Annotated in this window: 26 protein-coding genes; 9 read left to right on the forward strand and 17 right to left on the reverse strand. The window is 32.8% G+C overall.

Annotation, left to right across the window (positions count from 1 at the left end; all coding sequences use genetic code 11):
- Window positions 1–321: 321 nt before the first annotated feature.
- The 3 genes from ileS (at window position 322) to ACEW8E_RS10700 (ending at window position 3,829) form a co-directional block, all read left to right on the forward strand.
- Window positions 322–3,303 (forward strand): isoleucine--tRNA ligase, encoded by a 2,982-nt coding sequence (gene ileS, locus ACEW8E_RS10690; protein ID WP_373480331.1) that lies wholly within the window; start codon window positions 322–324, stop codon window positions 3,301–3,303.
- Window positions 3,304–3,371: 68 nt separating this feature from the next.
- Window positions 3,372–3,614, forward strand: a complete 243-nt coding sequence (locus ACEW8E_RS10695; RefSeq protein WP_373480332.1) for a hypothetical protein — start codon at window positions 3,372–3,374, stop codon at window positions 3,612–3,614.
- Window positions 3,611–3,829: a DUF2283 domain-containing protein gene (locus tag ACEW8E_RS10700; protein WP_373480333.1), complete on the forward strand. Its 219-nt coding sequence runs from the start codon at window positions 3,611–3,613 to the stop codon at window positions 3,827–3,829. Before ACEW8E_RS10695 ends, ACEW8E_RS10700 begins: the two co-directional genes overlap by 4 nt.
- A gap of 522 nt (window positions 3,830–4,351) precedes the next feature.
- Here the strand turns inward: ACEW8E_RS10700 and ACEW8E_RS10705 are convergent.
- Together ACEW8E_RS10705 and ACEW8E_RS10710 are read right to left on the reverse strand one after the other, a co-directional pair.
- Window positions 4,352–4,531, reverse strand: coding sequence for a type II toxin-antitoxin system HicA family toxin (locus ACEW8E_RS10705; protein WP_373480334.1), 180 nt, complete (start codon window positions 4,529–4,531; stop codon window positions 4,352–4,354).
- Window positions 4,531–4,821 (reverse strand): type II toxin-antitoxin system HicB family antitoxin, encoded by a 291-nt coding sequence (locus ACEW8E_RS10710; RefSeq protein WP_373480335.1) that lies wholly within the window; start codon window positions 4,819–4,821, stop codon window positions 4,531–4,533. The genes ACEW8E_RS10705 and ACEW8E_RS10710 overlap by 1 nt, the downstream gene beginning before the upstream one ends.
- Window positions 4,822–4,846: 25 nt before the next feature.
- Here ACEW8E_RS10710 and ACEW8E_RS10715 point away from each other — a divergent pair, with 25 nt between their 5' ends.
- A complete protein-coding gene (locus tag ACEW8E_RS10715) occupies window positions 4,847–4,978 on the forward strand; it encodes a hypothetical protein (protein WP_373480336.1) in 132 nt (43 codons plus the stop codon).
- Window positions 4,979–5,376: 398 nt separating this feature from the next.
- Window positions 5,377–6,492, forward strand: coding sequence for a non-hydrolyzing UDP-N-acetylglucosamine 2-epimerase (gene wecB / locus ACEW8E_RS10720; RefSeq protein ID WP_373480337.1), 1,116 nt, complete (start codon window positions 5,377–5,379; stop codon window positions 6,490–6,492).
- 38 nt (window positions 6,493–6,530) lie between these two features.
- Here wecB and ACEW8E_RS10725 read toward each other — a convergent pair whose 3' ends face one another.
- The 4 genes from ACEW8E_RS10725 to ACEW8E_RS10740 form a co-directional block, all read right to left on the reverse strand.
- On the reverse strand, window positions 6,531–7,181 hold the full coding sequence (locus ACEW8E_RS10725) for a glycosyltransferase (RefSeq protein WP_373480338.1): 651 nt from the start codon (window positions 7,179–7,181) through the stop codon (window positions 6,531–6,533).
- A gap of 24 nt (window positions 7,182–7,205) precedes the next feature.
- Window positions 7,206–7,607 carry a hypothetical protein gene (locus ACEW8E_RS10730; RefSeq protein WP_373480339.1) on the reverse strand — a complete coding sequence of 134 codons (402 nt, stop codon included), beginning with the start codon at window positions 7,605–7,607 and terminating at the stop codon, window positions 7,206–7,208.
- A gap of 76 nt (window positions 7,608–7,683) precedes the next feature.
- On the reverse strand, window positions 7,684–7,962 hold the full coding sequence (locus ACEW8E_RS10735) for a hypothetical protein (protein ID WP_373480340.1): 279 nt from the start codon (window positions 7,960–7,962) through the stop codon (window positions 7,684–7,686).
- A 70-nt stretch (window positions 7,963–8,032) separates the two neighbouring features.
- Window positions 8,033–8,956, reverse strand: coding sequence for an Hpt domain-containing protein (locus ACEW8E_RS10740; protein WP_373480355.1), 924 nt, complete (start codon window positions 8,954–8,956; stop codon window positions 8,033–8,035).
- A gap of 214 nt (window positions 8,957–9,170) precedes the next feature.
- Between ACEW8E_RS10740 and ACEW8E_RS10745 the strand changes: the two genes are divergently transcribed.
- Window positions 9,171–10,331: a cysteine desulfurase family protein gene (locus tag ACEW8E_RS10745; RefSeq protein WP_373480341.1), complete on the forward strand. Its 1,161-nt coding sequence runs from the start codon at window positions 9,171–9,173 to the stop codon at window positions 10,329–10,331.
- Window positions 10,332–10,356: 25 nt separating this feature from the next.
- Here the strand turns inward: ACEW8E_RS10745 and cdaA are convergent, their stop codons facing one another.
- Together cdaA and lysA are read right to left on the reverse strand one after the other, a co-directional pair.
- A complete protein-coding gene (gene cdaA / locus ACEW8E_RS10750; protein WP_373480342.1) occupies window positions 10,357–11,298 on the reverse strand; it encodes a diadenylate cyclase CdaA in 942 nt (313 codons plus the stop codon).
- A 265-nt stretch (window positions 11,299–11,563) separates the two neighbouring features.
- Window positions 11,564–12,967 (reverse strand): diaminopimelate decarboxylase, encoded by a 1,404-nt coding sequence (gene lysA / locus ACEW8E_RS10755; RefSeq protein WP_373480343.1) that lies wholly within the window; start codon window positions 12,965–12,967, stop codon window positions 11,564–11,566.
- Window positions 12,968–13,291: 324 nt separating this feature from the next.
- Between lysA and ACEW8E_RS10760 the strand changes: the two genes are divergently transcribed.
- Both ACEW8E_RS10760 and ACEW8E_RS10765 read left to right on the forward strand, forming a co-directional pair.
- Window positions 13,292–13,534: a hypothetical protein gene (locus ACEW8E_RS10760; protein WP_373480356.1), complete on the forward strand. Its 243-nt coding sequence runs from the start codon at window positions 13,292–13,294 to the stop codon at window positions 13,532–13,534.
- Between the two features lie 147 nt (window positions 13,535–13,681).
- Complete coding sequence (locus tag ACEW8E_RS10765) at window positions 13,682–14,707, forward strand: ABC transporter permease (protein ID WP_373480344.1); 1,026 nt, start codon at window positions 13,682–13,684, stop codon at window positions 14,705–14,707.
- Window positions 14,708–14,744: 37 nt separating this feature from the next.
- Here the strand turns inward: ACEW8E_RS10765 and ACEW8E_RS10770 are convergent, their stop codons facing one another.
- The 9 genes from ACEW8E_RS10770 to ACEW8E_RS10810 form a co-directional block, all read right to left on the reverse strand.
- Entirely contained in the window at window positions 14,745–15,371 is a 627-nt protein-coding gene (locus ACEW8E_RS10770; protein ID WP_373480345.1) for an exopolysaccharide biosynthesis protein, read from the reverse strand.
- A 23-nt stretch (window positions 15,372–15,394) separates the two neighbouring features.
- A complete protein-coding gene (locus ACEW8E_RS10775; protein WP_373480346.1) occupies window positions 15,395–16,606 on the reverse strand; it encodes an ATP phosphoribosyltransferase regulatory subunit in 1,212 nt (403 codons plus the stop codon).
- Window positions 16,607–16,722: 116 nt separating this feature from the next.
- Window positions 16,723–16,866 (reverse strand): four helix bundle protein, encoded by a 144-nt coding sequence (locus tag ACEW8E_RS10780; protein WP_373480347.1) that lies wholly within the window; start codon window positions 16,864–16,866, stop codon window positions 16,723–16,725.
- A gap of 183 nt (window positions 16,867–17,049) precedes the next feature.
- The gene (locus tag ACEW8E_RS10785; RefSeq protein WP_373480348.1) at window positions 17,050–18,387 is read right to left on the reverse strand and encodes a TRAP transporter large permease subunit; all 1,338 of its coding nucleotides are present in this window, start codon (window positions 18,385–18,387) and stop codon (window positions 17,050–17,052) included.
- 247 nt (window positions 18,388–18,634) lie between these two features.
- On the reverse strand, window positions 18,635–19,045 hold the full coding sequence (locus tag ACEW8E_RS10790; RefSeq protein ID WP_373480349.1) for an MgtC/SapB family protein: 411 nt from the start codon (window positions 19,043–19,045) through the stop codon (window positions 18,635–18,637).
- 108 nt (window positions 19,046–19,153) lie between these two features.
- Window positions 19,154–19,975: a lysostaphin resistance A-like protein gene (locus ACEW8E_RS10795; RefSeq protein WP_373480350.1), complete on the reverse strand. Its 822-nt coding sequence runs from the start codon at window positions 19,973–19,975 to the stop codon at window positions 19,154–19,156.
- A gap of 66 nt (window positions 19,976–20,041) precedes the next feature.
- Window positions 20,042–20,332, reverse strand: coding sequence for an ATP-dependent Clp protease adapter ClpS (gene clpS / locus ACEW8E_RS10800; protein WP_373480351.1), 291 nt, complete (start codon window positions 20,330–20,332; stop codon window positions 20,042–20,044).
- 89 nt (window positions 20,333–20,421) lie between these two features.
- Entirely contained in the window at window positions 20,422–21,186 is a 765-nt protein-coding gene (locus tag ACEW8E_RS10805; RefSeq protein WP_373480352.1) for a hypothetical protein, read from the reverse strand.
- A gap of 138 nt (window positions 21,187–21,324) precedes the next feature.
- A complete protein-coding gene (locus tag ACEW8E_RS10810; RefSeq protein WP_373480353.1) occupies window positions 21,325–23,796 on the reverse strand; it encodes an ATP-dependent Clp protease ATP-binding subunit in 2,472 nt (823 codons plus the stop codon).
- 509 nt (window positions 23,797–24,305) lie between these two features.
- Here ACEW8E_RS10810 and ACEW8E_RS10815 point away from each other — a divergent pair.
- Window positions 24,306–25,067: a formylglycine-generating enzyme family protein gene (locus ACEW8E_RS10815; protein WP_373480354.1), complete on the forward strand. Its 762-nt coding sequence runs from the start codon at window positions 24,306–24,308 to the stop codon at window positions 25,065–25,067.
- Window positions 25,068–25,193: the final 126 nt, after the last annotated feature.

The raw sequence follows: 25,193 nt of genomic DNA on the forward strand, positions 1-25,193 counted from the left end.
GGTCAGTAATTTAACAGAAGAAATAAGGAAAATATTAGGATATTTTAGTAAAAAATGTCAAAAATATTATAGTTATTAGACAGACAAGAAATAAACAAGAAAAAAGAATAGGCAAAATCAAAATAAGGTCAAAAAAGCCTTCTAGGCTGTCTCTATCATAATCTTTTCATGGGCAAGATGCTGTGACGGGCCCCAGGCCCCAAGATGCTGATGTGATGTTTCTACGGGCAAGATGCCCGTTTTACGGTTAGGTGATTGAGAGATTAGCCTAGTTCACAATACAATAGCAGAATGTAGAAATATCATATTAAAGGATTGATCGTGACTGAACAAAAAAACTATAAAGATACAGTAAATTTGCCACAAACAGGCTTTGACATGAGAGCCAATGCCGTTAAAAAAGAGCCAGAATTGCAGGAATTTTGGGCAAAAGAACAGGTTTATGAGAAATTAGGTCAAAATAATCCAAAAGACCTTTTTATTCTCCATGATGGACCACCCTACGCTAATGGTAGCTTACATATGGGTCATGCTTTAAACAAAGTTCTCAAAGATATTATTAATAAATATAAATTATTACAAGGTCATAAAGTTCGTTATGTACCCGGTTGGGATTGTCACGGACTGCCCATCGAGCTTAAAGTATTACAGAGTTTAAAACAGAAAGAAAGAGAAGCCTTAACTCCCATTACCCTCCGTCATAAAGCCCGTGATTTCGCCCTCAAAACTCAAGAAGAACAAGCAGAAGGGTTCAAACGCTATGGTATTTGGGGAGACTGGGAAAACCCCTATTTAACCCTATTACCAGAATATGAAGCCGCCCAAATCGAAGTATTTGGCAAAATGGCATTAAACGGTTATATCTATCGTGGCTTAAAACCTGTCCATTGGAGTCCTAGTTCACAAACCGCCCTTGCCGAAGCCGAGTTAGAATATCCTGAAGGGCATACCTCTCGTAGTATTTACGCTGCTTTTAACATCACTAAATTAAGCGAAAAAGCCTCCCATTTAGCTGAATTTATGCCTAATCTCGCTGTAGCTATTTGGACTACAACTCCTTGGACAATACCGGGTAATCTCGCCGTTGCTGTCAATGGTAATTTAGATTATGCCGTAGTAGAAATCATGTATCCTCAAATTCCAGCACAAAGGGTTACTATACCAGTTATTCCAGCATCTTTTGACGGAGAGTTTGAATTTCCTTACTCAGAAGAAGAAAGTGAGTGGATACCACAATTTATTATCGTCGCCAAAGACTTAGTAGAAAGTTTAAGTAAGACATTTGATTTAGTTTTAACCATCAAAACTACTATCAAAGGGGAAGACTTAGAATTGTCCACCTATAAGCATCCTCTCTTTGACAGAGAAAGCCCCGTAGTTATCGGCGGTGATTATATTACCACAGAATCAGGTACAGGATTAGTACACACCGCCCCCGGACATGGACAAGAAGACTATATTACGGGACAAAAGTATAACTTACCAATTTTATCGCCAGTCGATGATAAAGGTAACTTTACAGAGGAAGCAGGAGAATTTCAGGGTTTAAACGTGTTAAAAGACGCAAATCAGGCAATTATTGACGCTTTAACCGCAAAAGGTAGCTTATTAAAAGAGGAAGCCTACGCCCATAAATATCCTTACGATTGGCGTACTAAAAAACCCACAATTTTCCGTGCTACAGAACAATGGTTCGCTTCCGTTGATGGTTTCCGTGACTTGGCATTAAAGGCAATTAAAGATGTAACTTGGATTCCCTCTCAAGGAGAAAACCGCATTACTCCTATGGTAAGCGATCGCAGTGACTGGTGTATTTCTCGTCAACGCAGTTGGGGTTTACCGATTCCCGTGTTTTACGATGAAGCAACCAACGAACCTTTATTGAATGAAGAAACCATCAACCACGTTAAAAATATTATCAGGGAAAAAGGCTCTGATGCGTGGTGGGAATTAAGTATCGAAGAATTATTGCCCGAAAATTATCGTAACAATGGCAAAAATTACCGTAAAGGTATGGATACTATGGATGTATGGTTCGATTCTGGTTCATCTTGGGCAGCAGTTGCTAACCAACGTCAAGAGTTAAAATACCCTGTTGACTTATATTTGGAAGGTTCAGACCAACATCGAGGATGGTTTCAGTCGAGCCTATTAACCAGTGTAGCAGTTAACGGCATCGCTCCTTATAAAACCGTGTTAACTCATGGTTTCGTCTTGGATGAAAAGGGCATGAAAATGAGTAAATCTGTGGGTAATGTAGTCGATCCGAATCTGATCATCAACGGTGGTAAAAATCAGAAACAACAACCGCCATATGGAGCTGATGTGTTGCGTTTATGGGTAGCTTCAACGGATTATTCTGGGGATGTGCGCATCGGTGATAATATCATCAAACAACTTGCCGACGTTTACCGTAAAATTCGTAATACTGCTCGATTTTTATTAGGTAATTTACATGATTTTAACCCAGCAAAAGATGCCGTTAGTTATGAAAATTTACCCGAATTAGATAAGTATATTCTCCAAGAAACTCACTTAGTTTTTAGCGAAATTACCGAAGCATTTGAGAGTTATCAATTTTTTAAATTCTTCCAAAAAGTACAAAATTTCTGTGTAGTTGATCTCTCTAATTTTTACCTTGATATTGCTAAAGATAGACTCTATATTTCTGATCCTAATTCCCCCCGTCGTCGCAGTTGTCAAACTGTCATGGCAATTATACTCGAAAATCTCGCTAAGGCGATCGCCCCCGTACTTTGTCACATGGCGGAGGATATTTGGCAAAATTTACCCTACGAGAAGCCATGTAATTCGGTATTTGAGGTAGGTTGGGTCAAATTAGAACCTGAATGGGTGCAAAACCCTGATTTACTATCAAAATGGCAACAACTACGCAACATTCGTATGGGAGTTAATAAAGTTTTAGATGATGCTCGTAATCAAAAGCTTATCGGTTCATCTTTAGAAGCAAAAGTATTAATTTATAATACTGAAGGTAAGCTATCGGAAATGCTAACTAACTTTAATCCTACTAATGCTTTAAATGATGGTAACAGGGTTGATGAATTGCGTTACCTTCTTCTTGTCTCACAGGTAGAATTAGTAACGGATGAATCGGCTTTGAGTATTAGTCAATATATCGGGGATATTCAGCTTGAGGATACTACTTTAAAGGTTGCAGTTTTGAACGCTGATGGTCATAAGTGCGATCGCTGTTGGAATTATTCTACCACAGTGGGAACTTTTAGCGATGAACCTTTGATTTGTGACAGATGTAAGGAGGCTTTAACAGGTAATTTCTAATTTATTAGTTAACATGGAGAAATAAACTAACTTAATATTTCTCCATTTATCATGACAAAAATAAGTAAATGTCAGAATATAAATTTATACAATATTTTGAAAATGATGTTTTATTAAAACGTCCTTATCTCAAAAAAGAATGGTGTATTCGTGTTATCCAAAATCCGTTAAAGTATGAACCCCAAGAGAATAATCGATTTCGTTTTTCGGGGATAATTCCAGAATTTGATCATAAAATTTTGCGAGTAATAACCTTAGAAGATAAAACAACTATTCATAATGCTTTTCCCGATAGGAGATTTAAACTATGAAAATTAACTATTATTCTGATACCGATTCTTTATATATTCATTTATCAGATCAACCTAGTATTGACAGTCAAGAAATTTCGGAAGGAGTTGTACTTGATTATGATGAACATGGTAATTTAGTCGGTATTGACATTGATAATGCGAGTAAAAAAGTTCAACTGAATGAATTAATTTTAAATCAATTACCTTCTAATATTATGAAAGTTGTCGCTTAATTATTTTACAGTCTTTTGACGAGCAATATAGGAGAATAAAAAATGTCAAATTTAGAAAAAGGTTACTCGCTTTTGAAGAAAAAAAATATAAAGAAACTCTCATTTTATTAAAACCATTGGCGGAAGAAGGTAACTCGGAAGCACAGTGTATTTTAGGTAATATTTATCATTTAGGCTTAGGAGTAAATCCTAATATTCAAGAAGCAATTAAATAGTATAAAAAATCAGCACAACAAGGTTATTTAATACCTGAAAATAACTTGAAAACAATTTACTTAATGAAGGAAAAGAAAACTTTTTTTAATCCTGATGAGGCTAAAAGATTTGGATTAGTTCAAACAATAGAAAATTTTCCTAGTGATCATAAATATTTTAGTATTGTTCTATACTCCATATAATGTTAATCCTTTACAAAATCAACAATTATGGCAAAGATAAGGAAAGGTTAAATAAGTTAATTGCACAAGCTAAACAGGAATTTAAAGAAGAAAAATACCAGAAATTTAAGTCATTATTGGTAATTTAATTACTCGTTAAATCCTTGATAATTTTTTGTGCTAATCTTTCATTAATTTCTCCGTGTCTAGGTATTGGTTGGGAAATTCCGCTATGAGGATTTTGATAAATATCATGTTTCCCACCATGACGAATTAAGACACAACCATTTTTTTCTATAATAGCAATTAAATCTTTTCTTTTCATTAAACTTCCAAGAGTGCAATTTGCTTGATACCCTGTATAAAATTTTGAGAAAATTCTTGATATAAATCTTTTAAATGTTCTTGTAAATCTTCTAATGTTTCACCTTGAGTCCAATGATCAGGATATTGATTTAAGTAACCTAAATATTTCCCGTCATTCTCTTGCCAAAATGTATATTCTATTTTACTTTTCATACGCATTTTTCTCAGTTCGATGGAGCTTTTATTCATTCTACCATTATTAAAAGATTTTGATTCATGCTGACTGTTAATCTGCGATAATGAAATCACCTAAAAACAATTTGATAATTACCTAATGAATAATTTTTCCTTACCAGAAGTAACTGGAAATCTTGACCAATTAATTGATCAAATTACAGAAACTCATCAACCCTTAATTATCAAAGGAACAAAAAATGAAGTTGTGATGATTTCTAGTGAAGATTAGTCTGCTATTCAAGAAACAATTTATCTTAATTCTATTTCAGGTTATGTAGATTCAATAAAAGAAGTAATAGAAAGTTCAAGGGAAGAATGGGTTAATTCTAAAGATTTAGGTTTATAAGAATGTGGAAAATAATTTTACCAGTATAGAAATAATTGAAAACAAAGAAAAAGAGATAATTGAATAATTGAATAAGCAATGGGTAACACTTGAATTAATTCAGCCAAAACCAAAGAAAAAAAGTTAATAATCATAACTATAATACCGCCAATATGAAATTGAACTGATGGCGTGAGGAATATTTATAGTAATATTAATTAGAATAGCAATGAAATTTTTTTAATTAAACTTTTAAAGGTGCAACTTGTTTTATACTTTTTTTGAAAACTAATTTACCATTTATGACCTTAACTAAAAAAACTATTTGTATTACTTTAGGTACTCGCCCCGAAGCTATTAAATTAGCTCCTGTAATTAAGTATTTTCAAGCAGCAGAAGATTTTGATACGAAAGTAATTTTAACAGGACAACATCGAGAAATGGTAGCCCAAGTCATGACATTATTTGGATTAAGTGCTACCGTTGACTTGGACATCATGCAATCAAAACAAAGTTTAAGTGATATAACCTGCCGAAGTTTACAAGGTTTAGAAAAAATATTTCAAGATATTCAGCCTCGATTAGTTATAACTCAAGGAGATACAACTACAGCTTTTTCCGCTGCCTTAGCTGCTTTTTATCAACAAATTCCTGTAGGTCATGTGGAGGCTGGACTACGAACAGACAACATTTATAATCCTTTTCCTGAAGAAGCTAATCGTCGTTTAATTTCTCAAATAGCTCAACTACATTTTGCTCCCACCACCTTAGCGGTAGAAAACCTACATAAATCAGGAGTAACGGGTGAAATTCACCATACTGGTAATACCGTAATTGATGCTTTACTTTCAGTGGCTAATAAAAACCCTGTTTGTAATATTAATGGTTTGGATTGGCAAAAATATCGAGTATTATTAGTAACGGTACATCGTAGAGAAAATTGGGGAGAACCGTTAAAAGATATTATTGAAGGTTTAAGATTAATTTTAGCTAAATTTCCCGACACAGCCATTTTATTACCCTTGCACCGAAATCCTACAGTTAGAGAGCCATTACAACAAGCCTTTGGTAATCATGAGAGAGTATTTTTAACTGAACCTTTAGATTACGAAGAATTAGTAGGAGCAATTCAAAGCAGTTATTTACTTTTAACTGATTCTGGTGGTTTACAAGAAGAAGCCCCCAGTTTAAGAAAACCTGTCTTAGTTTTACGAGAAACGACGGAAAGACCAGAAGCTGTCATAGCTGGAACTGCAAAATTAATTGGCACTAAATCCTCTCAAATTTTATCATCTGCTAGTGATTTATTAGAGAATAAAGATCATTATAATAAAATGGGCGAAGCAATTAATCCTTTTGGAGATGGTAAAGCGTCTGAGCGAATTGTCGATATTTCTCGTAAATATTTAACTTTATAGAATAAGTTTATGGTTAAAAATTTTTAGTTGAAAAAGTTTCAATTTTTTAATTTTTTATGATAAACAATAGCAGAAGGATTATAAATTATTTCTGCTTCAATTTCTCTTAAAATACGAGAATAAAAACTAATTTCTTTCTGATTAATTTTTGGTAAATATAAAAATTTTTGTTGTTTTATAAATTCTTTTCTAACAGCAAGATTAGCAAATTGTTCATCAAATATATTTACCCATTTTAAATTATTATTAGGGATATATTTGTAAATAAAATTCAATATTTTTTTAATGATATTTTCGGTTTTCAATTCATAAATTTGTCCTGCTATAATATTAATATTACTATCATGAAAAGGCTTAATTAAATTTTCTAACCAATGATCATCAGGATAATAATTAGTTTTAGTAAAGATAATAATTTCTCCTTCTATTGAGTCAATAATTTTTTGATATATTTCATTAGATGTTTGATTTTTATTAGTATTAATAATCTCTAATTTACAATAATTATTATGATAATTTTTTGTAATATTTAAACATAAATTATGGATCTTTTTTTCTTGACTATTATTAATAATAATGATTTTATTTATATTAGATTTTTGATTAATATATTCAAGTATATTGGATAAAGAGTTTGAATAATGATTAACAATAATAACGATGTTTAAAAACTGATAATTATTTGACAATGTTTCTAAGAAAATTTAATAAAATTAGTTGTTAACAGAAGGAGTTTGTTGATTTTGTAATAAGGGAATCGCTCTTTGTGCTGCTGGTAATTTAGTTTTATCTACTTCTTTTTCAGGAGGGTTAACATTATCTGTCGAAGGTGTAGTTGTTGGGGTAATAGCACTTGGTGCTGGAGGATTTATGAGATTATTTGTAGAAGGTTTATCTTGAGTTGGTGTTGCTATTGGTGTTGTTGGAGGTGTTGGGGATGTAGATTTAGAGAAGGTGCATAAAAAAGATAAATTAACTTGTTTACCATTAACATCAATAATATAACAAAGAGGATTTGCAGAGGAAACATCACTAATAGTTAAGACACTTAAAATACTTAAGCTAAGAGAATTTAGATATTTAAATCTATGAGAAAAATTAAGAGAAGATTTCATTTTTTGGGAATATTTTTTTAATAAATTATAGTTTTTTTGAACAATATTAAAATTAATTGTTTTGATTAATGTTTATTTACCAATTTTCTTTGATGATAAAATCAGGACAATCCATAGCAGCTTCCGTGTTAGCAATTAAAGGTTGCAGAGTACATTTTAAGCGATAATCATTAGTAAAATACTTACAACGAGTACAAGGAATTTTGTGCATAATTTTACTCCGTTTTGTTATATCTTGGAAACTGTTAATTAATGTAGATAATAATAAAGCGAATAAAACCCATGCAATTACTAAAAAAAAAGGTTGTAAATAAGGGTTATAAGTCTTTAAAAAATCAGTTATAATTGGCAACATAGTAATTTAAAATAAAAGTACTTTCAACAAATATTATTTTTTATTAAAATTAATTGTTAATCACCTTTTTTTAATGAGATACTTGTAACAAATTCACTAATTTAGAAATCTGTTCTTTATTAAAAACTTTACTAATAGTTTCTGCTGCAATGGTAGGATCTACACTAATTAAAATTTGAGGTAATTTTGAATAAGCTAATTGTTCTAAACCTTGAGAGGGTGCAATTTCAGTTCCTTTTCCTACTTCTAAACAATCTCCTGCTAATTTAACTTCTTTAATAATTATAGGAGCTAATAAACGATAAGAATGTTTAGGATTATTAATCGCTTGTTTTGCACATTTAATTAAATTTTGCCAACCATTTTCTGCTGGAGCAATATTAACTAATTTATCGCATAAACTTTGTAATTGATGACGATTATTGGGGTTAGATTCTTGTTTAAAAATAGCTAACATTTGTTGCAATATTTGTCTGACTTGCATAACAACTTCATTGCTAGGAATAGCTGTCATGGAGGGAGACGAAGCACGAACAGAAGCAGAAGTAACTTGAGGTGGTGTTGGTACTTCACCATCTGCTAGTTGTTGAATATAATTCTGTAATTCTACAAAATGAGGTTCGGCGGCTTCCATAATTTGTTCCCCTTCATCTTCCGATAAACCCAAAGGCCCTTGCAAACGTTCTAATAAATCTTGTAGAATATCATAGGCTTTGAGAAAAAGACTTTCTAATGTCTGATCTGTTTGAATGGGATCGTCTCGTAATATTTTAAAAGCATCCTCTAAACGGTGAGCAGTTTTTTGAATACTGGTAAAGTTTAGCATAGCTGCTCCCCCTTTAATAGAATGAGCTGCCCTAAATAATTCATTAATACTTTCTTCATCATTTACCGCCGAAGATAAATCTAAAATCCCTTTTTCAATGGTTTCTAAATGTTCTTTAGCTTCTTCGATAAAATATCCAACAATTCTTTCATTATTAGCACTATCCATAGTCTTTACTCCCACAAACTGAAAAATGCGCACTCTTAGTTCTTTATAATAATAACTTACAACCATGAACAATGAACAATGAACAATTAGAAATTAGGAATTAGGAGATAGAAAGGAAAAGGGAAATTAGAAGATAGAAAGGAAACGGGGAGTAACTTATTACTCATTATTCATTATTCATTATTCATTATTCATTATTCATTACTTATTACTTATGATGAATCGTCCTATTTATCTTGACAATCATGGTACTACTCCTGTAGATCAAAGAGTTTTAACGGCTATGATGCCTTATTTTACCGAGTATTTTGGCAATCCGTCTAGTAATGCTCATATTTATGGTTGGGAATCAGAAGCAGCAGTAAAACAAGCCAGAAGTATTATTGCTGAAGCAATTAATGCCGAAGAAACAGAAATTATTTTTACCAGTGGTGCAACGGAAGCGAATAATTTAGCCATAAAAGGCGTTGCCGAGGCTTATTTTACCAAAGGAAAACATATTATAACTTTACAAACAGAACATAACGCCGTAATTGAACCTTGTCAATATTTAGAAACTTTAGGTTTTGATGTAACTTTTTTACCCGTAGAAAAAAATGGTTTATTAGATCTCAATTTATTGACTAAAACTATTCGTCCTGATACTATTTTAGTCTCGATAATGACGGCTAATAATGAAATAGGTGTTATTCAAGATATTAGTAAAATTGGAGCTATTTGTCATGAAAATGAGATACTTTTTCATACTGATTGTGCCCAAGCTATCGGTAAAATAACCTTAGATGTTAAAAAAATGAATGTTGACTTAATGTCTTTAACTGCTCATAAAATTTATGGTATAAAAGGCATTGGTGCGTTATATATTCGGCGAAAAAATCCGAGAGTAAAATTAGCTTCACAAATTCAAGGAGGAGGACAAGAAAGAGGTTTTCGTTCTGGTACACTATGTACACCGCAAATTGTGGGTTTTGCTGAGGCAGTAAAAATTGCTTTACTAGAGTTAGATTCAGAAAATAACCGACAACAAGAGTTAAGAGATTATTTATGGCAACAATTGAGTACATTAGAGGGAATTTATCTTAATGGTGACTTATTTCAACGATTATCAGGGAATTTGAATATTAGTGTTGACGGTGTGGACGGTTCGGCTTTATTATTAGCATTACAATCCGTTGTAGCGGTGTCATCAGGTTCGGCTTGTTCTTCTACTTCCACAAAACCATCTCATGTATTAAAAGCATTAGGACATCCTGACAGTTTAGCTAAGGCTTCCTTACGTTTTGGTATCGGTAGATTTAACACCAAAGAAGAAATTGAAACCGTTGCTCAATTTACTATTAAAGCTATTAATAACTTACGTCATGGCAGAATTTAATTGTTGATCTTTCAAGGCTTTTTGTTTAATTTCGTTTATTTTTAGCCGGAGGTAATTGATTATCAGATTTACGGCGAGATTTATCATTATCTAACTTTAGGAAACTTTTTAACATATTTAAACCTTGAAAACCTATTTTGCGACTTAATCGAGTTACACCTGTTACAACTTCTCCTTCTTTGGGAGTTGATAGTTTTTCTTCTAGTAATTCTTTCAGTTTAGTGCTAGTTAATGGACGATTTAACGTGCCTTTTTCTCCTAGAGAAATTGATCCTGTCTCCTCAGATACTACTACGCAAACACAATTTTCGACAATTTCAGTAATACCCATAGCCGCACGATGACGAGTGCCTAATCTCCTAGAGGCTTCACGATCAGAAAGAGGTAGTATAACTCCAGCAGAAACAATTTCAGAACCTCTAATAAACACCGCACCATCATGAAGCAATGTTTTAGTTTGAAAAATAGTTTGTAACAATTCTTTCGTTATTTCGGCGTTTAAGGTTACTCCAGCATTGAGAAAAATTCTTTCTTCTATAGTATTAAATGTTTCTATTATAATTAATGCTCCCGTACGATTTTGAGAAAGTTCTTTAACTGCCTCAACTATTTCATCAATAACGCTATCTCCTTTCGGTAAATGTGGATTAGTTTCAAAAAATTGGTCAAATTGAAGTTTTCCTAATTGTTCTAAAAAACGGCGAAAATCTGACTGAAATACCACAGCCATTGATAACGAACAAATTACGACAAGTCTTTCTAAAAAAAAGCTAAATAATGTTAGTTTCAAAAGGCGATCGCTAATAAATAAGACAATAACGAGAATAAGTAATCCTCGAATCATCCATTGTGCGCGCCGTTCTTTAATTAAAAGGGAAAGAAAATAAAAAGTCGAAAAAACTAACCCTATATCGATAAGTTGTCGTAAAAGAATATATAAATTGTCAGGAAAACCCGACGAAAACATCAATTTTTAACTCACTTCTAGTAATGCTTTTAATCAAGAATATCACAAGAACGTGAAGAATCAACAAATAATTTGTCACTCTTGATTTACCTTATCAGTGAAGATAGGAGTAATGAATAATGAATAATGAATAATGAGTAATGAGTAATGAGTAATGAGTAATGAGTAATGAGTAATGAGTAATGAGTAATGAGTAATGAGTAATGAGTAATGAATTACTCCCTGTTTCCTTTCTATCTCCTAATTCCTAATTCCTAATTCCTAACTACTTAGTTAATCGATGGGGTAATAAATCTTGTTTGACTAAATCCTCATAAGTTTCACGACGAAGAATTAAATTAGCTTCTCCCTCATTAACTAACACGGCGGCAGGTTTGCCGATACGATTATAGTTAGATGCCATACTATAGTTATAAGCACCAGTGGCTGAAACCACCAAAATATCACCCGGTTGAGTGTCAGGAATATCAATATTTTTGATCAGAATATCCCCAGATTCGCAATGTTTACCAGCGATGGTGACAGTTTCTGCATTTTCACTACGCATTTTATTGGCAATTACGACTTGATAAAGAGATTGATAAGTAATCGGGCGAGGATTATCGGACATACCTCCATCTACTGAAACATAAGTTCTAATATTTGGAATAACTTTTCTACTTCCCACGGTATAGGCAGTAACACAAGCACTTGCAACCATCGATCTTCCTGGTTCCGCAATTAATTTTGGTAAAGCCAAGTTACGTTTTTTAAAGGCTTCCGTAACTGACTGAGCTACGGTTTTAGCCCAATCTGTAATACTTGGAGGATCATCAGATTCCGTGTAACGAATACCTAAACCACCGCCAATATTTAATTCTTTGACTGGTAAACCATAATCGAGCGCGGTTTTAAACCAACCAGTTAACACTTCCCCTAAGTCATGATGAGGTTGTAATTCAAAAATTTGTGACCCAATATGAGCGTGTAAGCCGATGCAATTCGTAAATTGTTGCTCTTTTACAAAAGTAAATACTGCTTCTAATTGATTAGCGTCAAAGCCAAATTTACTATCAATACTTCCTGTGCGAATATAGTCATGGGTGTGACATTCTATACCGGGTGTTAAACGAATTAAAATATCGACAGATTTTTGTTTTTCTGCTGTTAATTTGGCTAAGGTTTCCAACTCCAACCAATTATCTACGATTATTTTACACTCACAATCAATGGCTAATTCTAACTCCGACACCGATTTATTATTACCGTGAAGATAGATTTTTTGGTTAATTTCTTCGGTGGTAAACCCACTTATTTCTAAGGCTTTTCTAGTGGTATAAAGCTCTCCTCCTGAAACTACATCAAAGCCAATACCTTCACTAGCTAATATACTGGCGATGGCCATGCAACTCCATGCTTTAGAAGCGTAAATAACTTGAGATTCACCTGTATAAAACTCTTTAAAACCATCACGATATTGAGCGGCACAAGTGCGAAGGGTTTTTTCATCGAGAATATATAAAGGCGAACCAAATTGGGTTACTAACTCAGTTACATCACAACCACCGATAACAAGATGATTTTTTTCGTTGATGGTTGCGGTTAAAGGCAATAACTGTTGATTAGGAGAAGTATGAGAGTCAGAAGTTACTATAAATTTTTCAGAGGTAGATTTTTCCGTTAATAACATTACGCAAATTTAGTTAGATTAAAATATAATTTCTTATTGTAACGGACATTCTCCCCAACATAAGATTGATATTAATAGATCCATTTGTTATCTTAATTCTTGGGTCTAAAACCTCGTCATTCATCACAAGTTTGTGATAGCATTAACTCTAAGTCGTTGACTTTGAGAATAGAGAAAACAAGTGACACTCCGTAATCTCTAAATCTTTGTCTGCCAATGGTAGAGGTAACATTCAGCCCAGTATTTTTTTATAGTATAGCTGTCGAGAATTTGTCAAGCTAGACTCTTGAGAATTTAGTCAACAATTTTAGGATATTGATTGTGATAGACGAAAACAAAAGGGATAAAGAAAATTTTATTTTTCCTCAAAGTTCTTATCGAGGAGAATTTACGCCAGAAAATTTAGTTTTTAATGCTAATTTACAAGAATTTGCTCAAAAAGTTAGCTACATTTGCAATTTAGAAACCAATGGTAAAATTACACCTCAAGATGCTTATAAACAAATTAAAAACCTTTGGGCAGAATTAAAAACAAGTATAAAAAATTTAGGCTTGAATGAAAAATAATAACTTCCTTTAGGATTTAAGGATTAACTAGACAGATTTAAGTATTCACCTTTACACTAATTACTAATTACTCATTAATGATTACTCATTACTCATTACTGATTACTCCTTACTCCTTACTCCTTACTCCTTACTCCTTAATAAATCATGTCTCGCTCTAAATCTTTACAATATTATATATTAGCTCGTCTTTTATTAGCGCCTTTAATGATTTGGACAATTATCACCATTGTTTTTTTATTATTAAGAGCAACCCCCGGAGATCCAGCAGATGCTATTTTAGGTACAAGAGCACCCGAATCCGCTAAAGAGAGTCTAAGAGAAGAATTAGGTTTAAATGCCCCTTTGTGGTTACAATACACCCGTTATTTAGGTCAGGTTCTCCATTTTGATTTAGGATCTTCTTTAACCAGTCGTGGGCTCAATGTTTGGGAAGTAATACAAGAGCATTTTCCTGCCACAGTAGAATTGAGTTTTTTTGCCATTTTAGTGGCGATTATAGTAGGAGTTAGTATTGGTATTATATCCGCATCTCGTCCAAATACGGTTTTTGACATTGGGGGTAGATTATTTGGCATTATCACTTATTCTTTACCTTTGTTTTGGGTGGGAATGATTATGCAGTTAATTTTTGCCGTACAATTAAAATGGTTTCCTTTAGGCACAAGGTTTCCTGTGGGAATAGCGACACCAAAAGGAATAACGGGATTATATACCCTAGATAGTTTATTTAGTTTCAATTTAGGTCAATTTTTCACCTCTATTTATTATCTCATTTTACCTTGTGTCACCCTAGGACTTTTATTAAGTGGTATTTTTGAGCGCATTGTGAGAGTAAATTTAAAACAAACATTAAAATCAGACTATGTAGAAGCTGCTAGGGCTAGGGGTATTCAAGAAAGAAAGATTTTAGTTTCCCACGCCCTAAAGAATGCCCTAATACCCGTTATAACCGTCATGGGTTTAACTTTTGCTGCCTTATTGGGAGGTGCAGTTTTAACAGAGGTTACTTTTTCATGGCCTGGTTTAGGTAATCGATTGTATGAAGCAATTTCCTTAAGAGATTATCCCACAGTACAAGGAATTATGGTATTTTTCGGGGTAATCGTTGTATTTGCTAGTATCATCATCGATATTATCAATGCTTTAATTGATCCTAGAATTAAATATTAGAAGTTAGGAGTTAGAAATTTACCTTTGCCCTTTGCCCTTAATTACCACTGAGCAATTGTTTAATCATATCAATGATACTAGAACCGCCCCAAATAAAAGCGATAATAATCGAAGTAGAAACAACACCTGCTAATAAACAAATGGTTAAACCAGCTAAAGTAATAAAACCATCGTCTTCTTGTAAGCCAAAAGATGTCACAAAAATTCCCATGGCAGGAGCGGTATTTGTACCCGGAATTGGTATCATCATCGAAATAGCCATTAAGGCGATGGCAATACCAATAATTAATCTACCAGTAACACTGGTACAAACATAGCTTAAACGAGGTTTTGTAATGGCTTCAATTTTGATTAACCAAGGCAAACCCATTTTAACGAATTTACGAGCAGTTTCTGTCTTCATTGAGCCATTCATCATTTTTGATGGTAGCCAAGGAATTTTCGCCCCCGCAATTAATTGTACTGCTAAGAGAAAAATTAATATTCCAAAAGGAATAGAGTAACCGGGGGCAGGTATCGGTAAAGCGGAAGGTAAAGATAAGATAAGTAATAAAAAACCAAAAATTCGTTCTTCTGCTAAAGTTAGAATATCGGCTAAAGTTACGGTTTCTGCTCTTTCATCTTCAAAAAAATAACGATTTAATTCTACAGATAATGTAGCCATATATTAATAAGGAAGTAAATTTTTTAATTACTAATTTTTACAGTGCCATCTTCAGCAATCCATGCTAAGGATAAAATACCTTCATTTTTAGCATAATTTTTGATTTTTTCAGGGGAGCGAAATTCTAAATCTATTTCAACTTTTACAATTTTTTCGCTATCATTTCTCAGTTTTTGTGCATAACTAAAAGCCTGTTTAACAGCAGAAATTGTTTCAGGAATAACCAACCAATCACTAGGAGGAGTTATTTTCGGTAAATTAGGAGAATTTAATAAGCAACTGTGTAAATCTTCGATGTTAAAAGAAAAACCGATACCCGGATAAGTTTGCTTTTGAGGGTGATAGATACCTAAAAGTTGATTATAACGTCCTCCTTGTGCTAAAACAGAGGCTTTATTTTCAGTAAAACTCACCGCTTCAAACACGATTCCTGTATAATAATCAAAGGTTTGAATTAAACTTAAATCTAAAGTTATCGGTAAAATTTTCGCACTATTATAATTAACTAATTCAATTAATGCTTGAAGATGATTAACAGCTTTTTTCCCATTTTCATCTAAGTCTAAATGATTTACTTTTTCTAAAACTTCTAAGGGATTTCCTCTTAAATCAAAGACTAATAGAGCTCTATTTTTTAACTCTAATTCTAAAGGTAGATTTTCTAAAGTAACTCTATCTAAATTAGCAATACAATTAAGAATTGTTGGACGTAAATTATCAGGAAAAACTTGTAATAAAGAGCGAGTCAATCCAGCGTCACCTAAAAGTAATTGCCAAGACTCTAAGCCTAAATATTCTAAACTATCTACTAATAATAAAAGAGTTTCGGCATCAGCTAAAACACCATCGGTGAATAATAACTCAACCCCTGCTTGATAAAATTCTAATTGTCTTCCATGATGTCCTTGAGGTGGATTACGAAACACATTGGCACGATAGCAAAGCCTTTGTACTGTATTAGTAGTAAGTCTATTAACCGCAGCCCTAGCAATGGAAGCTGTTAATTCTGGGCGTAATCCTAGTGTGCCTTCCCCAATATCTTGTAATTGTATTACTGTTGATGGTTGAATCGCCCCCCCAGCCATAAGAGTGTTAACCCATTCAATGGTAGATGTAACAATTCTTTTATATCCCCAACGTTGGAATACTTCTTGCAGACGATCATTTATCCAACTTTTTTGTACTACTTCTAGGGGTAATAAATCTCTTGCGCCTGCAGGTGCTTGGTGAATCATACTCTGATGGTGATTAGTTATTCCGTGACAAGTCAAAAATGATCCTACCATAAACCATGTTAATTCTAGGATAAAATTCCCAGAGTTATATAGTAACTTAAATATATTTTATTTTATTATCTAATGTTACGCAAAAATAGAATTAATTGTTGATCAGTTTTGGGAAATTGAGAAGTTAATTGATAACATCTCACTACTAAATCCATTGATTTTTGCCAAACCGTTAAATCTCGATAACTTTTTACTTCAATCATTTTCATTAAATCTAAAACCTAATGCCTGACACCTGACACCTATTAAAACTTAACATATAAATGAGTGCGTAACCTCAGTTATTATAAATATCGTTAAGGGTATTAGTTGATTATATTCCCTATATAATTCATATTAACATTCTTGGAAAAATTTAATTCATGATTAGGTAATTAAAATACTATATAAACTTATTGAATAGGATTAGATAAAGAAGGTAAAAAAGTAACTAAAGATGGAAAAATTATGATTAATATTAAGACTAATAATTGTAATAAAATAAAAGGAATTACCCCTTTATAAATATCTATTGTTTTAATTTCTGGTGGTGCAACTCCTCGTAAATAAAATAAAGCAAAACCAAAAGGTGGAGTTAAAAATGAAGTTTGTAAATTAGCTCCTAAAATTACTCCATACCAAAGTAAATCAATAGATAAAGCCTTAGCTGCAGGGGCAAAAAGGGGAATAACAATAAAGGCAATTTCAAAGAAATCAATAAAAAATCCTAAGATAAAAACTACTAACATATTTATAGCTAAAAATCCCCATTTTCCACCGGGTAAATTAACTAAAAATTGTTCCATAAAATGATCACCACCAACCCCACGAAAGACTAAACTAAAAGCAGTTGAACCTAATAAAATAAACATCACCATAGATGTAATTCTCATAGTAGAATCACAGGCTTTTTTTAATGCCTTAATGGTTAAATTTTTATTAAAATAAGCTAAAATAATTGCTCCTAATGAGCCCATCGCCCCCGCTTCTGTAGGTGTTGCTATTCCAAAAAAGATACTGCCTAAAACTAACATAATTAATATGATAGGAGGAATCATAGCTTGATAAACCCTTATCCATAAAGCCTTACCGCCAATATTTCTAACTTCTAAAGGTAAAGCAGGAGCAGTATCAGGGCGAATCCATGCTACAATCAATACATGAATGGCAAACGCCCCAGCCATCATTACTCCGGGTATTAATGAACCAATAAACAAGTCTCCTACAGGTGCACCTAATTGATCAGCTAACACCACTAAAACTACGCTAGGGGGTATGATTTGCCCTAAAGTGCCACTAGCTGCGATTACTCCTGTAGCTAGTTCTTTATTGTAGCCATAACGTAACATAATAGGTAAAGAAATTAAACCCATTGCGACAACTGTAGCCGCTACAACTCCCGTCGTCGCCGCTAATAATGCCCCTACGAATACAACGGCTAAAGCTAATCCTCCTCTCATTCTTCCGAATAAAATACCCATAGTTTCCAGTAATTTTTCGGCGATACCTGTAATTTCTAATATTGAGCCTAAAAAGATAAAATAAGGAACTGCTAGGAGGGTATAGTTAGACATAATGCCAAAAATTCGAGAAGCTATGGCACTGAAAAAAATAGGATCAAAAACTCCTAAAATTGAGCCAATTATAGCAAAAATTAGTGCCACTCCTCCCAAAGAAAAAGCCACAGGATAACCTAATGATAAAAAGAGTAATGCCCCGACAAACATTAACAATCCTAACCAATCGTACATAATTAAATAATCAATAATAATAGGTAATAATGTATCAAATAACTATCAATTTTCGCTTTTTTATGGTTAATTTTTAATATTTGAAAAATCTAAATTTAACATAAAATTATCAATGAAGATATAAATTGTCTATTATCAATTATTCTGACTTATTTTCTTTTGTTAACACCTCTTTTATTAATTAAACTTTTCATTATTTCACTGAGGTTTTAAAACGTCAAGTTTTTGTTAAAATATCATAATTTATTCATGGAAGATTGGAATCGTTATGATTATTTTTGTTAGAAAAACATAGTTTCATGGTTTTTAAAATAATTAAGGATAACAGTAATAAACTTAGTGCTAAATCCCACAAACCGACACTACAGGATAAACCCATAGCAGAAGAAACCCATATTTCTGTCGCTCCTGTAACATTTTTGGCATTTTTTTCTGCTTTAAGAATTAAACCACCGCCAATAAAACCAACTCCTTGTATGATTCCTGTCATAACTCTAGCCGTTTCAGTCACATCAACATTTTTAACTATTAAAACAAAGGCACAAGAAGCCATGGAGACTAACGCATTAGTTTTTATCCCCCCCGGTTTATGTCTTAATTCTCTTTCTAATCCTAAAATTGCACCTAGTAAAGCAGCGATAAACAAGTTAAAAAACATTAATATTTTTTTCTAAAACTTTAAATTCTGAGGATATTAACTATGTAAGATACCACGTTTTTTATTCTTTTTTTGATATTTTTATTTAACTAATTAAGTGATATAAAATTAATCTTTGTTTGGTAATTTTATGATATATAACAACATAGATAAGAAAATTAATCCGATAATTCCAGCGATAGGATTTTTATCTATTCCTGTTATCCATTGAGGAACTTTTTCGGTATAAGTTATCATTTCTCCCACATTAATCACATAATAACCCCACACTAAACCACTATGAAGTCCGATATTTATACCTAACAAATTTTGATGAGATCTTTTTGCTGATACTAAAGTATATCCTAATAATAATAATGCAGGAAAAGTGACGATAGTTCTAATAACTTCTGATAGTGGTTTGATGAAGTGAGAAATAGCAAAAATTAATGAATTTAAAACTGCCGAAATACCTAAAGAAAAGTCTCTTTCTAATTCTGATAATAACCAACCTCTAAAAAATAATTCCTCTGCAAATCCAATGGCGATCGCACTAATAACACCTTGAAAAAATAAAGGAAAAAGAGCCATACTAGGAGGTTGAAAAACTAACCAACCCCAGAGAGATTCAAAGGTAAATAATAATAAAGTTGAGGCAAAACCCATTAATAAACCTTTTAATAAGTGCAGAAAAAATTTTTGACTATTTACGATGCCATAGAATTTAAAAATCTGGTTATTATCATAAATATATTTACCCCAAAACTTAACTAAAAATAAAAAAATGACAAATAAAATTGCCATAGTTATAATAGTAGTTAAATTAGGATCTTTGACACCTAAAAAATAATAAATAGGTACAGCAAAAGGAAGCCAAAAAAATCCTAAAGTCAAAATAAATAAAGCTAATCTTCCTAAGAAAGGATAGTTTTTAATCTGTTCAAAAGACAAAATAAAGATTGTTTGTTGTATAGTAAATATTTAATTTCTAATTCCTAATTCCTTTCTAATTTCTAATTAATCTGCTGGTTCAATAGTGCTAGTTAAACCCTTACTTTTAAGACTTTCACAATAAAATTCAGCGTGTTCTAAGGCACAGGTAGTAACTAAACCAACACCATTAGTATGAGTTTCCATCATCACACTAACCGCTTGAGGTTCATTCATTCCCACAGTTTCCATTAATGTCAACACAACATATTCCATAGTATTAAAAGGATCGTTGTGTAACAATACACGATAGCCCGAATCATGTTTACGTTTAGTCTCCGATTTAGCCGTCGGTTTATCAATTACTTGAGTTGACATATTTGTTACCTCCTTAATAAATAATATTGATAATAATCTTAACTTTTTTCCTTTGAACATGAATAATCAGTAAACATATTTTCAGAAAATTAGAAATATTTATATTCATCTTGTCCGATAGCAGGATTATAACGCCATTCACCATCAGATTCCATTCCTCGTAGAATATTCATATTAGTTTCATGAGTCATACGAGACATATTTGATCTGATTTGATATTCTTCAGGACTCATAGTATTGTTACTATTATTTTGAGCGTTAAAAGTTGCCTGTATTTGTTGTCCTTGTTGTGCTACTAACTGTGATTGATTACTAAATTCTACTATTTTATTAATCGCAACAGGTATTTTTTGCAAAGTTGCTTTTAATTGATTAACATTTTGTGTTTGATATGATTGATTAATAGAAGTAAAAATTTCTAGCCAAGGCAAAAAAGATGAATATCCTAAGCCATTAAGAGTGACAATATTTTGAAGATACTGAGTTTCTATCGTACCTTGTGGAAGTAAAGGAATCATTTTCTCTCCCATATTATAGGCTTGATTAAAATTAGTAGTGATTCTTGTCGCCATAGGAGTTAATTGTTGAGTTAAAGCTAATAATTCTTCATCTCGAGAAATATTTTGTAATTGATTTAAGCCATTTAAAAAAGGAAGAATCTCTTGAAACGCATTATTCATAGATTGATTCATCTGATTATAAATTAAATCTACTGAAGAGTTTTGAGCGACTTGTATAGAAGGAGAAATATTTTGACGAAAATTCTCTTTCGCTAATACTGTATGAGTTTTAAAATTGTACAGTGTTAAAGAGAAAACAGAAATCATAGACAATTTTTGCCATATTTTTAACATAATCTTTTTTACTATAAATTATCTATTTTTATTCATAATAGAAAATTTCTAATTAATTGATAGATTTTGTTACAAAAACTTAAAAAAAACAAAAAAAAGGGGAGATAATTCCCCCCAAATTAATGTATCAAAATTTAGTTACACACTGGCTTTAACTAATAAAGGATTCTCTCTTTGTGCCTTGATAGCAACTTTTCCTTCTTCATCAATATCCACCGTGGCAGTATCTCCTTCTTGAAGACGTTTTGATAAGATTTCTTCTGCTAATACGTCCTCTAAGAGTCGCATAATAGCACGACGTAACGGACGAGCACCATAAGCAGGGTTGAAACCTTCCTCCACTAAACGATCTTTGAATTTGTCTGTTACTTGTAAGTAAATTTCTTTCTCAGTTAAACGAGCAAATACCTCTTTGAGTAGGATTTCAGAAATTTCTTTAACTTCCCCTTTATTAAGTTGACGGAAGACGATAATTTCATCAAGACGATTGAGAAACTCAGGGCGGAAGTAGTTTTTCAATTCCTCATTAACTAAAGATTTAATGCGATTATATTGAGATTCTGATTGATCATTTTCAAGTTCAAAACCTAAACCACCGCCACCTTTTTCGATTACTTTTGAACCGATATTAGATGTCATGATTAATAAAGTATTCTTGAAGTCAACAGTACGCCCTTTAGAATCGGTCAAACGTCCATCTTCGAGGATTTGCAAGAGTAAATTAAATACGTCAGGGTGTGCTTTCTCAATTTCATCAAAAAGTACAACAGTATAAGGACGACGACGAACCGCTTCGGTTAATTGTCCACCTTCGTTATAACCAACATAACCCGGAGGTGAGCCGATTAATTTCGATACCGTGTGACGTTCCATATACTCTGACATATCTAAACGAATCATCGCTTCTTCTGAGCCAAAGAAATAAGTTGCTAAGGCTTTAGTAAGTTCGGTTTTCCCTACCCCTGTTGGCCCTGAGAAGATAAAGGATGCGATGGGACGATTAGGATTTTTTAAGCCCACTCTTGCCCGTCTAATAGCCCGTGAAATTGCTTTAACAGCATCTTCTTGACCGATAATTCTCTGATGAAGAGTGTCTTCCATGTGTAAGAGTTTATCTACTTCAGATTCTGTTAATTTTTGAACGGGTACACCAGTCCAAGAAGCAACTATATGAGCGATTTCTTCTTCCGTAACAATAGGAGTATCGGTAACTTGAGGATTTTTCTTCTTCAAATCCGCTAATCCCCGAATTTCCCCTTTTATTTCCATTTCCCGATCTCGCAATTCCCCAGCTTTATCAAAGTCTTGAGATCTTACGGCTTCATCTTTTTCTTTTAAAACCTGTCTCAATTCTTTATCTAACTCTTTGGCTTCTGCTGGTAACTGAGAATTCATTAAACGAACTCTTGAACCTGCTTCGTCCACTAAGTCAATGGCTTTATCTGGTAAATAGCGATCGCTAATGTAACGATCTGAGAGGGTAGCAGCAGCTGATAATGCTTCATCAGAAATTTTGAGCTTGTGATGTTGTTCGTAACGTTCTCGTAGTCCGAATAAAATCTCAACAGTTTCTTCCACACTAGGTTCACCCACCATCACAGGCTGAAAACGTCTTGCTAAAGCCGCATCTCTTTCAATGTGTTTACGGTACTCATCAAGGGTAGTTGCTCCAATACATTGCAATTCTCCTCTAGCCAAAGCAGGTTTAAGGATATTAGCCGCATCGATAGCACCTTCGGCAGCACCTGCACCAATTAAGGTATGAACTTCATCAATAACAAGAATAACGTTTCCTGCTTGACGAATTTCGTCCATAATTTTTTTGAGTCGTTCTTCAAATTCCCCACGATATTTAGTACCAGCTACTAATAAACCTACATCAAGGGTAACAACTCTTTTATCTTCTAATAAATCAGGTATATCTTTATTAGCGATACGTTGGGCTAAACCTTCAGCTAAGGCAGTTTTACCTACCCCTGGTTCACCTATTAAGACAGGGTTATTTTTGGTACGACGACCGAGAATTTGAATAACACGCTCAATTTCTTTTTGACGACCGACCACGGGATCTAATTTCCCTTCAGTGGCTAAAATAGTTAAGTTTGAGCCAAATTCATCTAAAGTTGGAGTTTTATTTGAGCGACTACCACCGCCCACACCTACAGGAGTAGTTTCGGTTTCTCCTAACATCCGAATAACTTGAGTACGAACTTTACCCAAATCAACCCCTAGATTTTCTAACACTCTCGCCGCAACTCCTTCTCCTTCACGGATTAACCCTAGAAGTAGGTGTTCTGTACCAATATAATTGTGTCCTAATTGACGAGCTTCTTCTAAAGATAACTCTAAAACTCGTTTAGCTCTGGGAGTAAAGGGAATTTCCACCGCTACAAAGCCAGAACCTCGACCGATAATTTTTTCAACTTCGATCCGAGCATCTTTTAGATTCACACCCATAGATTTCAGGACTTTGGCGGCGACACCAGTCCCTTCTCCAATCAACCCAAGCAGTATTTGCTCAGTACCTACGAAGTTATGACCCAAGCGACGAGCCTCTTCTTGGGCTAACATGATCACCTTGATCGCCTTTTCTGTGAAGCGTTCAAACATAATTTTTCTTTACTCACCCTATGCCACGTTTAATAGCTGATTTTAACACAGGATTAAGGTTAGTATGTGCCAGTTCTTACAGTATTTAGTTCGGAAATCAGTATTCCTAATCTTTAAAAAGAATTGTTAAGGCTATTCTACCTATAAAAACAGTAAAAATATTCCTAGATTTAGTTATTATTTATAATAATGTTTATTAAGTATATTATTTAATAGCTAATGAATTAACTCTCTTGAGCAGAAATAACTAAAATTTAAGATAAATATTTTTTTATTAACTAATATTAAGCTAAAAATTAATGGTGAATATTTTAGATATTATTAATAGGGTCATCTTTAAATCATTGGTGGATAATTAAAAAATAAATTCGTAAATTTTACTATGTCTCAAAGCTAATCTAAAAATTCTCAAATCTCATCACTCCTAGAATATTGCTATAAAAAACTTTAAAAGTTTAAGTTTGTTTTATTAATTTTTGGTTTTGTTTAAGTTTAAGGTAAAATTGATTATGTCTAATTATTATAAAGTTATGAATATTATCAATAATTTACAAAAATATAAATTCGAGATTGTTACTATTAATTTATCCACACATAATAATTATAGTAGTCCCACTTTAACTTTAAATAAAGTCGAAAAAGAAGGAAATTATTTTTCAGTAGAATTAGGAAATAATCTTAACTTGGACATGGTGAATATTTTAGGAGGAGATTTTGTCATGGGTACTCCTGATACAGAGCAAGGAAGAAGTCATGATGAAACTCCTCAACATCAAGTTTCTATTCCTGATTTTTTTGTGAGTAAATATTTGGTGACTCAAAGTCAATATTTAGCTTTAATGAATAATAATCCTTCTTTTTTTTCGGGAGAAAATAAACCTGTAGAAAATGTTTCTTGGTTTTGTGCTCAAAATTTTTGTGCTAAGTTATCACAATTAACGGGTAAAAATTTTCGTTTATTAACAGAAGCGGAATGGGAATACGTTTGTCGAGCAAATACCACAAGTCCTTTTAGTTTTGGTAAAACTATTACTGCGGAATTAGCTAATTATAAAGCTACTTATGGCTACGGAGAAGCTAGTAGTGGGCAATGGAAACAAGAAACTACTGATGTAGGTATTTATGGAGCAAATAACTTTGGTTTATATGATCTTCATGGTAATGTATGGGAATGGTGTGAAGATAACTGGCATGAAAATTATCATGAAGCGCCCATCAATGGTAAAGCATGGTTAGAAACTACAGACAATTTAGACAAAGGGCGTTGCTGAATTAAGGTATGATTTTTAGATAAAGGGGTCAAATTATCAAAAATAAAAAAATGATACAATGTCCAGAGTGCGGGTCTAAACATATTCACAAAAATGGAATTAAAAAAGGAAAGCAAAATCATCTTT

This window comes from Geminocystis sp. (assembly GCF_041753295.1).
GTDB lineage: Bacteria > Cyanobacteriota > Cyanobacteriia > Cyanobacteriales > Cyanobacteriaceae > Geminocystis.